The following is a 15,051-nucleotide window of genomic DNA, read 5'->3' on the forward strand; positions in this document are numbered from 1 at the left end:
TCATCGGATCAGCATGGCCTGGGCACCCTTGATGACACTGGCTTCATCGGCGCGTTGCGGTACCTGCAGACCACGCTGCACCGCCGGCCGGGCCTCCATGGTTGCCATCCAGCGTTGCAACGCAGTCAAGCCCTCCACCGAGACACCCGACCATTCGTAACCGCGCACCCACGGAAAGGTGGCGATGTCGGCAATGCTGTACTCGCCGGCAAGGAACTCCACGCTTTGCAAACGCGTGTCGAGCACTTCGTAGAGGCGACGGGTTTCATGCTGATAGCGGTCGATGGCGCCCTGGAGTCTTTCCGGAAAGTAGCGGAAGAACACGTTGGCCTGGCCCTGCATCGGGCCGATGCCACCCATCTGGAACATCAGCCACTGCAATACCAGCGAACGTCCCTTCGGATCGCTCGGCATCAGTTTGCCGGTCTGTTCAGCGAGGTAAATCAGGATGGCGCCGGATTCGAACACGGCAAAATCACCGTTGGCACGGTCGACAATCGCCGGAATCCGCCCATTGGGGTTGATCTTGAGGAAGTCCGCGGACTTCTGCTCCTTTTTGTCGAAACTCAAGGCATGCACCGTGTAGGGCAGGCCGAGTTCCTCGAGCACGATAGAGACCTTGTGGCCATTCGGGGTCGCAGCGGTGTAGAGATCTATCATGGTTGTCTCCCATTTCAACCCGCCCAGCCTCGACAGTTGCCCGACGCAAGTCAAGGAATGGCGAAGAACCGATTGAAACAGTCTGCGACAAGATCGGCGCCGGACTCGTCATTGAGGTGCAAATGATGGCCGCCTGGCAGCTGTTCACGGCTAAAGGGTAGACGCTCCAGCAATTCTGGGTGTTTGGCGAGCATGCCGTCGGCAGCGACCACTAGTGTTGCAGGACATTTCACCCGCTGGACGAAGGCCATGGCCTGCTCGGTGGTAAGACGCAGTGGCGATGGCAGCGTGAGGCGACTGTCGGTGCGCCAGGTATAACCGCCCGGTACCGGCATCAGACCACGCTGCGCCAGCAGTTCGGCGGCCTCGCGGCTGACCGCCACCAGGCCCTTCATGCGCGCTTCGACGGCACGTTCGAGGGTGCCATAGACCGGTTTGCGCTTTTCCCGCAGATCCAGCTGCGCTTGCAGGGCCATGCCCATGCGCTCGGCCGCGTTTTCACCTTTATCTGTAGGAGGAATGATGCCGTCGATCAATGCCAGGTGGGTAACCCGCTCGGGCAGCGACCCGGCGATGATCAGCGAAGCAATGGCCCCCATCGAATGCCCCATCAACGCAAATTTCTTCAGCCCAAGCTGTTCGGCGACTTGCAGCACATCGTGGGCATAGTCCCACATGGCGTACCCGGCTCCCGGCGGACGATGCCCGGAATGACCGTGACCGGCCATGTCCAGGGCGATGATGCGCAGGCCTTTGAGCTTCGGCGCCAGGCGGGCAAAGCTGTTGGCGTTGTCCAGCCAGCCATGCAGGGCAATGACCGGCAAACCGTCCTCAGGACCGAACAGGTGCGCTGCCAGTTCGATGTGCGGCAGGCTCAGGCGGACCTCTTCGACGATTTGGTTCATGCGCAATCCTGTTGTCGACGGCCGTCCCAGCGGTAGAACAGGCCTTTGAGCATTTCAGCGGTATCAAGGGGACGTTCCAGCGGAAACATGTGGCCGCCGGGCATGGTCAGCGACTCGCCCAACGGCAGGCGGTCCACCGAACTGGCGTGATGACGCATCACCACGCGGCTGTTGTGTCCGCGAACCACCGCCAGCGGCACTTGCAACTGTCGGGTGCTGCCCGGGCTGGTGTGCGGCACGCCGCGATAGATGCTGATTTCCGTGGCCGGGTCGAAGCGCAGGCGCAGCTTGTCACCGGCCTGTTGCAAGCCATGTTGCAGGTAGGCATCGAAGCACTCCGGGTCGAAGCCGCGAAACAGGGTTTTACCGGCGAAATATTTCCGGGCGCTTTCCAGGTCGGTGAATTCTTCACGGCGACCCAGGGTACGGCCGGCCGGGGTCAAGCGGTCGATGAAACCGAAGCGCTTGGCCGCCCGGATCACCCATCGATCGGCTCGGGTCAGCACTGGCGAGTCGAGCATCACCACGCCGCGATACAGCTCCGGGCAGCGCAAGGCTGCATGCAGATGCAGCACGCCCCCGAAGGAATGACCGACGCCCCACACGGGCCCGGCCTGCTGTTGCAGGTGATGGATCAGCTCATCCACCAGGTTGTACCAGTTGTCGTCCGCCGGGAAACGCGGGTCGTGGGCGTGCTGCTCCAGATGCGTCACCTGAAATTCGGGTGCCAGCGCCGCAAACAACTTGCCGTAGGTTCCCGACGGAAAACCGTTGGCGTGGGCGAAAAAGATCTGTTGCGACATACCTGCAAATCCATGAGCGAGAACAGGCGTTGATTGTCCGCAAGACCGCGTCCTGCGGCAATGACCGTAACTGCCAGGAATGATGACAGTCCGGTCAAGGCCATGGCTTGAGTTCAACGCGTCGGCGGATTCTCACCCAACGGCACCACCGCCATGGTCAGCCGCGACACGCAACTGGCCTTGCCCTCATCGCTGGTCAGCCGAATGTCCCAGACATGGGTGGTGCGGCCGATGTGGATCGGCTTGGCCACCGCCGTCACCCGCCCGCTGCGCAGGCCGCGCAAATGGTTGGCGTTGATCTCCAGGCCCACGCAATAGTACTTGCTGGCATCGATGCACAGGTAGCTGGCCATCGAACCGACCGACTCGGCCAACACCACCGAGGCGCCGCCATGCAGCAAGCCGTAAGGCTGGTGAGTGCGATGGTCAATGACCATGCTTGCCGTCAGGGACTCATCGTCGAAGGCCTCGAAACGGATGTCCAGCACTTCGCCGATGGTGTTTTTCTGGATTGCGTTCAACTGCTCGATGTTGGGGGTGGTGCGCCACAGGCTCATCGCAGAGTTTCCTTGTTGGTCTTGTTCGTGAATCAATCCTGCCACAGCACCGCTTCGCTGCGCTCGCTCCATTCTTCAAAGCGCTCACCGTAAGCCGCTTCGATCACGTTGCGCTTGATCTTCAGGGTCGGGGTGAGAAAGCCGTTTTCCACGGCCCAACTGCCCTTGACCACCACCAGGCGTCGCAGTTGCTCATGCTTGTCGAGGGCACCGTTGACCTCTTCCAGCAGTTTTTCCAGGCTGGAATGCAAGCCGGCGCGCGCGGCCCCGCCGGCATCCTGCTGGCCAACCGCCGACAACACGCACAAGCCCAGCGGTGCGCTCAAGCCATCGCCCACCACGCAGACCTGTTCGATGCGCGAATGCACGGCCAGACGATTTTCAATCGGTGCCGGCGCCACGTATTTGCCTTTGCTGGTCTTGAAGATTTCCTTCAGACGACCGGTCAGGCGCAGATTGCCTTCGGCATCCTCCTCGCCCTTGTCGCCGGTGCGCAGGAAGCCGTCCTCGGTAATGGTGTCGGCGGTTTTTTCCGGTTCCTTGAAATAGCCGAGCATGGTCGCGCCACTGCGCACCATGACCTCCCCTGTCTCGGCGATCCGCACCTCGACTTCCGGGCACGGCTTGCCGATCCAGCCCGGTTTGTTCTGGCCCGGCACACCAATGTGGGAATAGCCGCAGCTTTCAGTCATGCCGTAGACCTCCAGCACATCCAGCCCCAGTTTGCGGTACCACAGCAACAGGGTCTGCGGTACCGGCGCAGCACCGGACAGCGCAATGCGCAACGCATCGAGCCCCAACCCGGCGAGGACCTTATGCCCGACCCGCTTGCCGATGATCGGCAGGCCGAGCAGGAAATCGAGGCGTTTTGCCGGGATCTTGCTGTACACCCCCATCTGGAACTTGGTCCAGATGCGCGGCACGCCAAACAGCGCGGTCGGGCGTGCACGTTGCAGGTCGGTGAGAAAGGTATCCAGGCTCTCGGCGAAAAACACCGTTTGGCCGGTATAGATCGACGCCAGTTCGACGAACATCCGCTCGGCAACGTGGCACAACGGCAGGTAGGACAACAGTCGGTCCGACTCGTTGAGGCCGAACAACGAAGTGCCGCGTGTGGTGGCGAACCCCAGGGTGGCGAAGCTGTGCATCACGCCTTTGGGCATGCCCGTGGTGCCGGAGGTGTAAATGATGGTTGCCAGTTGATCGGCGGCAGGTTTGGGATCGTCCTGGATCGGCGAACTGAGTTGCAGGTCGGCCCAGCTGAAATCGAACGTACCCGGCGGATGCAGGGGCAGACTGATGGTCGGCAGGTTGGGGCTGACGCCATGGGACATGCCTGGCCAGTCGTCGAGCTTGCCGATGAACGCCAGCACCGCTTCCGAGTGTTCAAGTACCTGGGAAACCGATTCGGCGGTGAGGTTGGGGTACAACGGCACCGACACATGCCCGGCCATCCAGATCGCCAGGTCGGCAATGATCCAGTGCGCACAGTTCTTCGAAATCAGGGCGATATGGCTGCCCTGCGGCAGTTCTCGCGCTCGCAACCAATGGGCTGCGCAACGGGCCTGGTGAGCGACGTCCGCCCAGGTCAACGTCTCGACCTGGCCACCGCCAACAGGCTGGACCAGAAAGCGCTGGCGAGGATGACGGGCCTCACGCTCGTAGAAAACGTCCAGTGGCAAACGAAACGCAGCAGACATGACTCGCTCCTGTTTTTTTGGTCTGGAGCAAGCGTAGTCAACCAAGCAAGTGCTTGGTTGACTATTTCATTCAAAAATTTTCGGGTTTGACGTCCCTGTGGGAGCGTGGCTTGCCCGCGATGCAGGCTCCGCGATTTATCAGGCAAACCAAGTCGATGTTTTCGCGGGCAAGCCACGCTCCCACAGAAAAGCGACGTTACGGGTGCTTGATGCTGTCGAGCGTCATCGAACCGACCAGCAGTTCATCGCCCTTGAGTTCGGCCAGCCCGGCGGTGCTGACTCTCTCCGGGGGATATCCTGCGCCATGTTGCAGGTAGCTCAGCAAGTTACCCACCAGCGGGTTGTGACTGACCAGCAGGGCTTCACTGACAGAAACCAGTTGCTCGGCGACCTTGTCCGGGTCGGTGTCCGGAGTCAGCCATTCGACGATGCGGATTTCCGGTTCGAATCCCAGTGTTTCGCGCACCAGTTGCGCCGTCTGCTGCGCTCGCATGTAAGGGCTGGCATAGATCGCTGTCAGCGGCTGGCCCACCAGGTTGGCGGCGGCGCGCAGCACTTCTTCACGACCGTTGGCAGTCAGTTCCCGTTCCGAATCGTGGGGTTTGGAACCGTGTGGTTCGGCTTCACCATGACGCAATACCCAGAGTTTCATAGCTTGGGTTCCTCATCTCGAGCCGGATGCGGTGCCGGTGCCACGACATGCGGCGCTTCACCTTCCGGCGCACGCGGCGCCGGCCAATCGGCGAACGGCCAAGGCTTCTGGTCGCTGTGAAAGCTGCCGAAACGACCGATCTGCGCCAGAAACTGGCTCAGGCTGTCGCCGAAATTCATCAGGCTGGCGCTCGGGGCGCCATAAAACAAACGATAGATCAACTGCACCAGCACGACGGCGCCGAGGATGAACTGCGCCACTTGCCACACCAGCACGAAGACGATCATCCACAACACGCGCAGCAGGATGGATTCGTACCTGGCTTCTACTTTTGGATCGTTCATGTGCAACTCCCTGCTTTTCTGGCAAGCGTGATTAGTTGAAACCACTGGTGGAAATGAAGTCGACGTCGGTTTTCGGCTCGCCACGCATCAACAGACCGATGACCTGCTCCAGCGTGCGGCCTTCGAACAGGATCGCGTGCAACCCGGCGACCAGCGGCATGTACACGCCAACCTCCTGGGCCTTGGCCTTGAGCACTTTGAGGGTGTTGACCCCTTCGGCGACTTCGCCCAGGCGCGTGACGGCCTCGTCCAGGCTCAGGCCCTGGCCGAGGGCGAAGCCGACCTGATAGTTGCGGCTCTTGGGCGACGAACAGGTCACGATCAGATCGCCCACGCCTGCCAGCCCCAGGAAGGTCATCGGGTTGGCGCCCTGATTCACCGCGAAACGGGTCATTTCCGCCAGAGCCCGGGTGATCAGCATGCTCTTGGTATTTTCCCCCATGCCCATTGCCACCGCCATGCCGGCGATGATCGCGTAGACGTTTTTCAATGCTCCGCCCAGCTCTACACCGAAACGGTCGGCGCTGGCATAGACACGAAAGGTGCGCCCGTGCAGCGCGGCCTGAACCTGCTGGCACAGTTCTTCGTCTTCACTGGCGACCACCGTGGCGGTCAGTGCATGTTCGGCGATTTCACGGGCCAGGTTCGGCCCGGACAATACGCCGATGCGCGCTTGCGGGGCGATCTCTTCGAGGATCTCGCTCATCAACTTGAACGTGTGGGCTTCGATGCCCTTGGTCAGGCTCACCAGCAATTTGCCGGTCAGGCGTTCAGCGTACGGCACCAGCACCGAGCGCAGCGCGCTGGAGGGCAGTGCGACAAAACACAGGTCACAGGCGTCCAGGGTGGCTTGCAGGTCGGTGACTGCAGTCACACCCGGCAAAATCCTGATGCCTTTGAGGTAACGCGGGTTTTCGCGATTGACCCGAATGGCCTCGGCCTGTTCGGGGTCTCGCATCCACTGAAGGACCTGATGCCCATTTTCGGCCAGCAGATTAGCCACGGCGGTTCCAAAACTTCCGCCTCCCAGGACCGCAATCGGGCGCTGTTCAGTCATATGCAATCCGTTAATCCATACCAGTGGCGATGTCGGCATTATACGGGGCAGCCCATCGGCGGCCAGCCCCGACATCAAATACCGGCACCCGTAGGAAGAAGACCATTAAAACCGAGGAAAATGCAGACATCGTGAATGGAAAAGTCATTCGGCTCGGTTAACATGCGCGCCTTCAATCACTGACAGGGATGTGTTGTGTCTCCGGGTACTCCTTCACCGCGTTCGCCTCTGGTCCTGGCGCTGATTTTCAGCTCGCCATTGCTGGCCGACGACTTGTTCCTGGACAACGAACCGCTACCGCAAGTGCTCACGGCCACGCGCCTGAAGCAGTCGCCGGCGGCCGTTCCGGGAAGCATGACGGTCATCGACAGTGCCCTGATCCACGCCAGTGGCGCCCGCGACATCAGCGAACTGCTGCGTCTGGTACCGGGGATGATGGTCGGCAACATCAACGGCAATCAGGCGGCGGTGAATTACCACGGCACCAATGCGACGCAAGCGCGACGCATGCAAGTGCTGATCGACGGGCGTTCGGTGTATCGCGCCGGCCTCGCCACCGTGGATTGGAGTGACATACCGGTGGCCATGGAAGACATCGAGCGCATCGAAGTCTTTCGCGGGCCGAATACCGTCAGCTACGGTGCCAATGCCCTGATGGCAGTGGTCAACATCATTACCCGGCGGCCCGCCGACAGTCACGGTACGCGCATGAAGGTCACCCAGGGCCAGCGCGGCATCAACGACTTTTATGCCAGCCAGGGCATGGGCTGGGAGGACGGTGACTTGCGCCTGTCCCTGTCCGGCCAGCAAGACGACGGTTTCGACACCGACCGAACCGGCGCCGCCTACCATGACAGTCGCCGCCTCAATCGCTTCAACCTCGCCGTCAGCCAGAGCCTCGACGAACGGCAAAGCCTCGATTGGCAATTGAATGGCAAAGACGGCACCAACCAGCGGCCCTATACCTACCGGCCGGTGTTTCCGGGGATTACCCGCGCGGGCAACGACTCCGACGTCACCGCCAAGGACTACGCCGGGTCATTGCGCTGGAATCTGGACGTCAATCCCGACCACAGCCTTTATATCCAGGGTTCGGCCCAACACTGGGACCGTCAGCAAACCTGGCGCGCCTGCGACGCAGAAGTTTCGTTCAGCCCGCAACTGACCGAGCTCTGGCAATTGAACCCGAACTACACCGAACGCCTGGCCCGCAACATCACGCGCTTCATCGGTCCTGGTGCACCGGCCGGCACACCCGCCGAGCAGGCATTGGCCAACCAGGTACTCGATCAATGGCGCAACGGCGCGAGCCAGACCGTTTGCGGCGACATCGACCAGAGCACCCGGGAATCGCGCTACGACCTCGAGCTGCAGGACACTCTGAGCCTTGCCGATAACCTGCGGCTGGTCAGCGGGATGAACTATCGCTACGACCGGGCGGACTCCGAAACCTACTTCAATGGCACGCTCGATGACAGGATCTGGCGGGCGTTCGGCCAGTTCGAGTGGAGTCCCAGCGAACACTGGCTGCTGCAGGGCGGAGCCATGTTCGAGGACACCCGCTTGATCGGCAGCTCGCTGACACCTCGCATGGCGGTCAACTACCTGATCAACCCGCGCCACGGCTTGCGTGCGGTGTACTCAGAGGCCGTCCGTTCTCCGGACATGTTCGAGAACAACGTCAACTGGAGTTATCAGGTCACCAACCTCAGGCCCGGTGCCTTTGGCCAGTCCAGCGCCCGCTATTTCGTCAAGACCCGTGGCCCCGGCGACCTCGATCAAGAGCACATGCGGTCCCGGGAACTGGGCTACAACGGCTACTTTCCCGCACCGGGGCTGGCGGTCGACGTGAAGTTGTTCCACGACGAAATCACCGGCATGATCAGTGAACCGCTGCGCAACAATCAGTACATCGCCAGCAATGCCAACGAGGCGCGATTTACCGGCGCCGATACCCAGCTCGACTGGCGTGTCGGCAGCCTCGATCGCCTGCGACTGACCTATGCCTACGTCGATGCCGACACCAGCAACCCGCTGGATGCCAGACAGACTGCAAGCAACAGTGGTTCAGCCGGATGGCTGCGCGATTGGGGCCGGGGCTGGAACAGTGCGCTTTTCTACTATGGCGATGACGCCCTCAATGGCTACCGCTTTGAACGGGTCGATGCGCGCATCGCCAAACGTATTGCCTTGGGCAAGGCCAGCCTGGAGCTGGCCGGAGTGCTCCAGCAACGGCTGGACAATCAGCCGACCACTTTCATCGACAACAATTATGAGCAGCGCCACGTGATGTATTTCAGCGCGGAGCTGGAGCTTTAAGATGCCGTGTCGTCCGGCGTGGAGAGCGCCGACCCTGGGTCGGCTGCTGGCCATGCTTTGCCTGCTGACAAGCGGTCTGCTGGGCAGCCTGGCGAGTAACGCGGCCGACATCTTGCTCACGGGGGCCGAAGACAGCCCCGGTGTGCGGGCGTTTACTCAGGCCCTGAGCGAATTACGGCCGAGCGATAACGTACGATTCCAGACACTGGCCAGTTTGCCGGTTCCTGACAAGCTGCCGGAAAACACCCGCTTGATACTGCTCGACCTGCCCAGCCTCGACTGGCGCCTGCAGGGCGCCCGGGGCCCGGCAACACTGGTGTTGCGTATCAGCCGCCTGCAAGCCCGGCAACGTTTGAACAACATGCTGCCTGCGCGCCTTTCCCTGCTATGGAGCGATCCACCGCTGGACCGCCAGTTGCGCTTGACACGCACCCTGTTGCCGCAAGCCAAACGCATCGGCGTGCTCTACGACAACCACAGTGAATTCCTGTTGAATGAGTTGCGTCAGGCCGCCCTCCCCTTGGGCCTTGAGGTGGTCACCCAGCGCTGGGACAACATTCACGACAGTCGCCCGCTACAGGCCTTGCTGAAAAACAGCGACGTGTTGCTGGGCCTGGACGACGCCGACCTGTACAACCCGCAAACCGCCAAGAACCTGCTGCTGAGCAGCTACTCGCAGCAAGTGGCGCTGATCGGACCCAACGCCGGATTCGTCAAGGCCGGGAGTCTGGCCAGCACTTACAGCGATCAGAGCGATTGGCTGGCGATCATCAACGAATTGCTCGACCGGCCACCGGCCACCTGGCCGCGCACGCACTACCCCGATCGATTCAAGGTCGCGAGTAATCCGCAGGTGGCGCGTTCGCTGGGTATCGAACAGATAAACGAAGCGTCTGTCGCCACGTTGCTGGCTGAAGGAGAACGCCGTCCATGAGCTTGCGCCGCCGCTGGGACATCAACACTCGCACCCAACTCATCAGCCTTGGCCCTGCCCTGCTGCTGACCTTGTTGCTGATCAGTTTTTTCACGTTCGTGCGCATCCAGGATTTGCGTCAGGAAATTACCCACACTGGCCAGCTGATCGCCAATCAACTGGCCCCGGCCACCGAATACGGCGTGATTTCGGGCAACATCGAAGTACTTGAAACCTTGCTCAAGGCGACACTGGCCACGCCCAACGTAAGCTTTCTGGAAATCCAGGACAGTACAAACCGGGTTCTGGTGTACGTCGAACAACCGAGTGAACACCACAATCGCGCGCAGCAGCTCGAAGTGTTCCAGGCACCGATACGGCTGCAGCGAATCGCCTTGCACAATGATTTTTTTCAGAGCAGCAAAACCGCCAGTGCGGCCCCCGCCGAAGACTATCTTGGCCGGGTGATCGTCGGGCTGTCCAACGATGCCTTCAGCCGGCGTCAGCAGGAAATCGTGCTCAAGGCCGCCATCCTGGCGCTGTTTGCCCTGCTCTTTACCTTCCTCGTGGCCCGGCGTCTGGCGGGCAGCCTGTCGCGACCGATCCGTGACATCGGCAATGCGGTCAAGGCAATCCAGGACGGCGACTACAAAAAACCGCTGCCGATTGTCGATGACACCGAGCTGGGGGCGCTGTCGCAACACATCAACAACCTCGCCAGCGGTCTCGAGCAGGCCAGCCGCGAACAACACCAGGCCATGGCGCAGTTGATCCAGACCCGCGAAGAGGCGGAAAAGGCCAACAACGCCAAATCCGACTTCCTCGCCATGATGAGCCATGAACTGCGCACGCCAATGAATGGCGTACTGGGCATGCTGCAGTTGCTGGAAACCACCGACATGACCGAGGAACAGGTGGAGTACGCGGCGCTGGCCTCGGAATCTACCGAGCACTTGCTCAAGGTCATCAACGACATCCTGGATTTTTCGCGGATCGAACGTTCGGAACTGGAACTGGAGCATATTCCGTTCAACCTCGTCGACCTGATCGGCAGTTGCGCCCAGTCGTTCCAGCACAGCGCCGCGCAGCGCGGTCTCGACTTGCAACTGATGATCCCCGACGACATGCGCGGCTTGCAGGTCAAGGGCGACCCGACGCGTATCCGGCAGATATTGGTCAACCTGGTCGGCAATGCGCTGAAGTTCACCGAGCAGGGCCGTGTCACCATCGCGGCTCAGTGGCAGTCGCTGGATCACGAGTTGCTGTGGTTCACCTGCACAGTGCGCGACAGCGGCATCGGCATCCCGGCGCAAAGCCTGGAGTTGATGTTCAACGCTTTCCAGCAGGCCGACAGCTCCATTTCAAGGCGCTACGGTGGCACCGGGCTGGGCCTGCCGATCGCCCGCACGCTCGCCGAGCGCATGGGCGGTACCTTGCGCGCGCAGAGTGAGGAAGGCCGCGGCTCGGTGTTCACCCTGGAAATCCCCCTGGCACTGCACAAGCAGACACAGCCGCCGTTGGCCCCACGCGCGCAAACCGGCAACAGCGACGGCGAAGGGCGCAATGTGCTGCTGGTCGAAGACAACCCGGTCAACCAGACGGTCATCGAAGCCATGTTGCGCAGCCTGGGCTTCAAGGTCAGTGTCGCGACCGACGGCGCGCAGGCGGTACGCAGTGCCGAGAGCCTGATTTTCGAAGCGATCCTGATGGATTGCCGCTTGCCGGTCATCGATGGCTATGAAGCCACCCGGCAGATCCGCCAGTTGCCCGGTTGCACCGACCTGCCGATCATTGCCCTGACCGCCAATGCCTTGCAGGGCGATCGCGAAGCGTGCCTGTCGGCGGGAATGAACGATTACCTGGCCAAACCCTTCAAACGGAATGATCTGCAGCAAATTCTGCAACGTTGGGTGCAGTAGTACAGGCCTTTCGACCATCTGCGACTGGCGTGAAAGGCGAAAGTGCGGCAGTCTTAGGCACCTCGACAGGCCCGAAAAGGGGCTTGAATAATAATTTCAGTGCACAAGTGTACATTCATGTCCTTGTTGCTGTGACTTTCACCACAACGCAATAGTCTATGAGTAGGCTGCCGGTTCGAGGCATGAACGCTTCGATCGGCCGGGAAGATTTGCCCCACCTGCCGCATGGGACTATTGAGGAGCTCGCATGACCAAACAAAACGCCTTTACCCGGGAAGACCTGCTGCGCTGCAGTCGCGGTGAGCTGTTCGGCCCAGGTAACGCGCAACTGCCCGCCCCGAACATGCTGATGGTTGACCGCATCACCCTGATCAGCGAAGAAGGTGGCAAGTACGGCAAAGGTGAATTGGTCGCCGAGCTGGATATCACTCCGGACCTGTGGTTCTTCGCCTGCCACTTCGAAGGCGATCCGGTGATGCCGGGCTGCCTGGGCCTCGACGCCATGTGGCAACTGGTCGGCTTCTTCCTGGGCTGGCAAGGCCTGCCGGGCCGTGGCCGTGCGCTGGGTTCGGGCGAAGTGAAATTCTTCGGCCAGGTCCTGCCGACCGCCAAGAAAGTCACCTATAACATTCATATCAAGCGCGTCCTCAAGGGCAAGCTGAACCTGGCCATCGCCGACGGTTCGGTCACTGTCGACGGGCGCGAAATCTACACCGCCGAAGGCCTCCGGGTCGGCGTGTTCACCTCCACTGACAACTTCTAAGGGTTATCCGCATGCGCCGCGTCGTTATCACTGGTCTGGGCATCGTTTCTTGCCTGGGCAATGACAAAGAGACCGTCTCCGCTAACCTGCGTGCAAGCCGCCCTGGCATCCGGTTCAACCCGGAATATGCCGAAATGGGTCTGCGTAGCCAGGTTTCCGGCTCCATTGACCTCAACCTTGAAGAGCTGATCGATCGCAAGATCTATCGCTTCGTCGGCCACGCGGCAGCTTATGCCTACCTGGCCATGAAAGACGCCATCGCCGACTCGGGCCTGACCGAAGAGCAGGTGTCCAACCCGCGTACCGGCCTGATCGCCGGCTCCGGTGGCGCATCGACCCTGAACCAGATGGAAGCACTGGACATCCTGCGCGAGAAAGGCGTCAAGCGCGTCGGCCCATACCGCGTAACGCGGACCATGAGCAGCACCGTTTCCGCTTGCCTGGCCACTCCGTTCAAGATCAAGGGCCTGAACTACTCCATCGCTTCTGCCTGCGCCACCAGTGCTCACTGCATCGGTACTGCCATGGAACAGATCCAGATGGGCAAGCAGGACATCGTCTTCGCCGGTGGCGGTGAAGAAGAGCACTGGAGCCAGTCGTTCCTGTTCGACGCCATGGGCGCCCTGTCCAGCAAGCGCAACGACACTCCGGAAAAGGCCTCCCGTGCCTATGACGCCGACCGTGACGGTTTCGTCATCGCCGGCGGTGGCGGCATGGTCGTGGTTGAAGAGCTGGAACACGCCCTGGCCCGTGGTGCGAAGATCTACGCGGAAATCGTTGGCTACGGCGCGACTTCCGACGGCTACGACATGGTTGCCCCGAGCGGCGAAGGCGCGATCCGCTGCATGCAGCAGGCGCTGTCCACCGTCGACACCCCGATCGACTACCTGAACACCCACGGCACTTCGACCCCGGTCGGCGACGTCGCGGAAATGAAAGGTGTGCGTGAAGTGTTTGGCGACAAGGCTCCGGCCATCAGCTCCACCAAGAGCCTGTCGGGTCACTCCCTGGGCGCCGCCGGCGTTCACGAAGCGATCTACTGCATGCTGATGATGGAAGGCAACTTCATTGCCGGTTCCGCCAACATCGACGAGCTGGACCCTGAAGTGGCCGACCTGCCGGTGCTGACCAAGACCCGCGAAAACGCCACCATCAACACCGTGATGAGCAACAGCTTCGGTTTCGGTGGCACCAACGCCACGCTGGTACTGAAGCGCTGGGAAGGCAAGTAATTTCCCGCTGCTGAGCCGCACAAAAAACGCCCCGACTGGTTCGGGGCGTTTTTTTGCACTCTGAAAATGGGACAGCACATGCGATACATGTGGGAGCGGGCTTGCTCGCGAATGCGGTGTTTCAGTCGACACAGGTGGTGAATGCCGGACCGAATTCGCGAGCAAGCCCGCTCCCACAGGTTTTGCGTTCAGCCCGCAGTTTTCATCGTCGCGAACATGAAGCTTTTGTCATGAAACTCAACAGCCCGCGACCGAATGTCGCGGATTACGCGGGCTGCAGGACTGTTTCCATTTTTGTAAAAAACCCTTTCCAATCTCGACCATTTACTTAGCAGGCTAACAAAATCTATAACAGAGTCCTGCACACGCCTTGCTGCAGATAACTTGAGATTTGGAGCTAGCAGATGACTGTTAAAGTAACTGAACGCGACGATTCACACATGTCCCATGAAGGCGTAGCCGCCGGTGTACGGATCTGGGACGTGCATCAACAAGACTTGCTGGTCGGCATGTTCCACAACGAAATCGACGCCCACAACTACAAGGCCGAACTGGAACTGCAAGAACAGCATCGGGATTTACGATCCGCCTGAACCTGTCACAGCATTGAAAACGACAAACCCCGCCATGAGCGGGGTTTGTCGTTGTTGCAGCGGCTAACGGCTTACCACATCAGGTCATCAGGAATCTGATAGGCCGCGTACGGATCGTCCTCGGTGCTGACCTCTTCGGTCTTCACGTTCATCTGCACGATGCGCTGCGGATCGCGCTCCTGGATCTTCAGTGCCGCTTCACGCGGAATCACTTCGTAGCCACCAGCGTGATGCACGATAGCCAGCGAACCGTTGCTGAGCTTGTTGCGCATCAGGGTGTTGACCGAGAGGCGCTTGACCTTCTTGTCGTCGACGAAGTTGTAGTAGTCCTCGGTCGTCAACTTCGGCAGACGCGTGGCTTCGATCAATTGCTTGACCTGCGCGGCACGGGCCTTGGCCTCGGCTTTTTCCTGCTGCTGGCGGTTGAGTTCCTGGTCGCGCTTGACCTTCTCGGCCATGGCTTCCTGTGCCGCGCGCTGCTGGGAATCATCCAGCTCGATTTGCCCCTTGTGGGCCAGGCGCTGTTGCTTCTGCTTGTCTTTGCTGACCTGCTTGGCCTGCTTCTGGTTGACCAGCCCTGCTTTGAGCAACTGGTCGCGAAGGGAAATGCTCATGGTGCTTATTACTCACTTAG

15 protein-coding genes are annotated in these 15,051 nt (G+C 60.7%); 6 read left to right on the plus strand and 9 right to left on the minus strand.

Features of this window, described 5'->3' with window-relative positions; translation table 11 throughout:
* The 8 genes from AC06G5_RS23100 to AC06G5_RS23135 form a co-directional block, all read right to left on the minus strand.
* On the minus strand, nucleotides 1-660 hold the full coding sequence (locus AC06G5_RS23100; RefSeq protein WP_480458384.1) for a glutathione S-transferase family protein: 660 nt from the start codon (nucleotides 658-660) through the stop codon (nucleotides 1-3).
* A gap of 50 nt (nucleotides 661-710) precedes the next feature.
* Nucleotides 711-1,565: an alpha/beta hydrolase gene (locus AC06G5_RS23105; protein ID WP_413428228.1), complete on the minus strand. Its 855-nt coding sequence runs from the start codon at nucleotides 1,563-1,565 to the stop codon at nucleotides 711-713.
* Nucleotides 1,562-2,368 (minus strand): alpha/beta fold hydrolase, encoded by an 807-nt coding sequence (locus AC06G5_RS23110; RefSeq protein WP_413428227.1) that lies wholly within the window; start codon nucleotides 2,366-2,368, stop codon nucleotides 1,562-1,564. Before AC06G5_RS23110 ends, AC06G5_RS23105 begins: the two co-directional genes overlap by 4 nt.
* Before the next feature lie 113 nt (nucleotides 2,369-2,481).
* Nucleotides 2,482-2,925, minus strand: a complete 444-nt coding sequence (locus tag AC06G5_RS23115; protein ID WP_413428226.1) for a hotdog fold thioesterase — start codon at nucleotides 2,923-2,925, stop codon at nucleotides 2,482-2,484.
* A gap of 32 nt (nucleotides 2,926-2,957) precedes the next feature.
* Complete coding sequence (locus tag AC06G5_RS23120) at nucleotides 2,958-4,625, minus strand: AMP-binding protein (protein WP_413428225.1); 1,668 nt, start codon at nucleotides 4,623-4,625, stop codon at nucleotides 2,958-2,960.
* A 196-nt stretch (nucleotides 4,626-4,821) separates the two neighbouring features.
* The gene (gene sixA, locus AC06G5_RS23125; protein ID WP_111281595.1) at nucleotides 4,822-5,277 is read right to left on the minus strand and encodes a phosphohistidine phosphatase SixA; all 456 of its coding nucleotides are present in this window, start codon (nucleotides 5,275-5,277) and stop codon (nucleotides 4,822-4,824) included.
* Entirely contained in the window at nucleotides 5,274-5,621 is a 348-nt protein-coding gene (locus AC06G5_RS23130; RefSeq protein ID WP_413427754.1) for a DUF4389 domain-containing protein, read from the minus strand. The genes sixA and AC06G5_RS23130 overlap by 4 nt, the downstream gene beginning before the upstream one ends.
* 31 nt (nucleotides 5,622-5,652) lie before the next feature.
* Nucleotides 5,653-6,678 (minus strand): NAD(P)H-dependent glycerol-3-phosphate dehydrogenase, encoded by a 1,026-nt coding sequence (locus AC06G5_RS23135; protein WP_413427753.1) that lies wholly within the window; start codon nucleotides 6,676-6,678, stop codon nucleotides 5,653-5,655.
* A gap of 195 nt (nucleotides 6,679-6,873) precedes the next feature.
* Between AC06G5_RS23135 and AC06G5_RS23140 the strand changes: the two genes are divergently transcribed.
* The 6 genes from AC06G5_RS23140 to AC06G5_RS23165 all read left to right on the plus strand — a co-directional run bounded on the left by AC06G5_RS23140 (nucleotide 6,874) and on the right by AC06G5_RS23165 (nucleotide 14,417).
* Nucleotides 6,874-8,997, plus strand: a complete 2,124-nt coding sequence (locus AC06G5_RS23140) for a TonB-dependent receptor plug domain-containing protein (protein ID WP_480458386.1) — start codon at nucleotides 6,874-6,876, stop codon at nucleotides 8,995-8,997.
* Between the two features lies 1 nt (nucleotide 8,998).
* On the plus strand, nucleotides 8,999-9,931 hold the full coding sequence (locus AC06G5_RS23145; protein ID WP_413427751.1) for an ABC transporter substrate-binding protein: 933 nt from the start codon (nucleotides 8,999-9,001) through the stop codon (nucleotides 9,929-9,931).
* Nucleotides 9,928-11,829, plus strand: a complete 1,902-nt coding sequence (locus AC06G5_RS23150) for an ATP-binding protein (protein WP_413427750.1) — start codon at nucleotides 9,928-9,930, stop codon at nucleotides 11,827-11,829. The genes AC06G5_RS23145 and AC06G5_RS23150 overlap by 4 nt, the downstream gene beginning before the upstream one ends.
* A 247-nt stretch (nucleotides 11,830-12,076) precedes the next feature.
* Nucleotides 12,077-12,592 carry a 3-hydroxyacyl-[acyl-carrier-protein] dehydratase FabA gene (gene fabA, locus AC06G5_RS23155; protein ID WP_003179264.1) on the plus strand — a complete coding sequence of 172 codons (516 nt, stop codon included), beginning with the start codon at nucleotides 12,077-12,079 and terminating at the stop codon, nucleotides 12,590-12,592.
* An 11-nt stretch (nucleotides 12,593-12,603) separates the two neighbouring features.
* Nucleotides 12,604-13,824: a beta-ketoacyl-ACP synthase I gene (fabB, locus tag AC06G5_RS23160; RefSeq protein WP_008016529.1), complete on the plus strand. Its 1,221-nt coding sequence runs from the start codon at nucleotides 12,604-12,606 to the stop codon at nucleotides 13,822-13,824.
* 404 nt (nucleotides 13,825-14,228) lie between these two features.
* Entirely contained in the window at nucleotides 14,229-14,417 is a 189-nt protein-coding gene (locus AC06G5_RS23165) for a hypothetical protein (RefSeq protein WP_413704185.1), read from the plus strand.
* Nucleotides 14,418-14,488: 71 nt separating this feature from the next.
* Here the strand turns inward: AC06G5_RS23165 and AC06G5_RS23170 are convergent, their stop codons facing one another.
* Nucleotides 14,489-15,031: a DUF2058 domain-containing protein gene (locus AC06G5_RS23170; RefSeq protein WP_137805339.1), complete on the minus strand. Its 543-nt coding sequence runs from the start codon at nucleotides 15,029-15,031 to the stop codon at nucleotides 14,489-14,491.
* Nucleotides 15,032-15,051: the final 20 nt, after the last annotated feature.

Source organism: Pseudomonas sp. WT-JTC, from assembly GCF_056711565.1.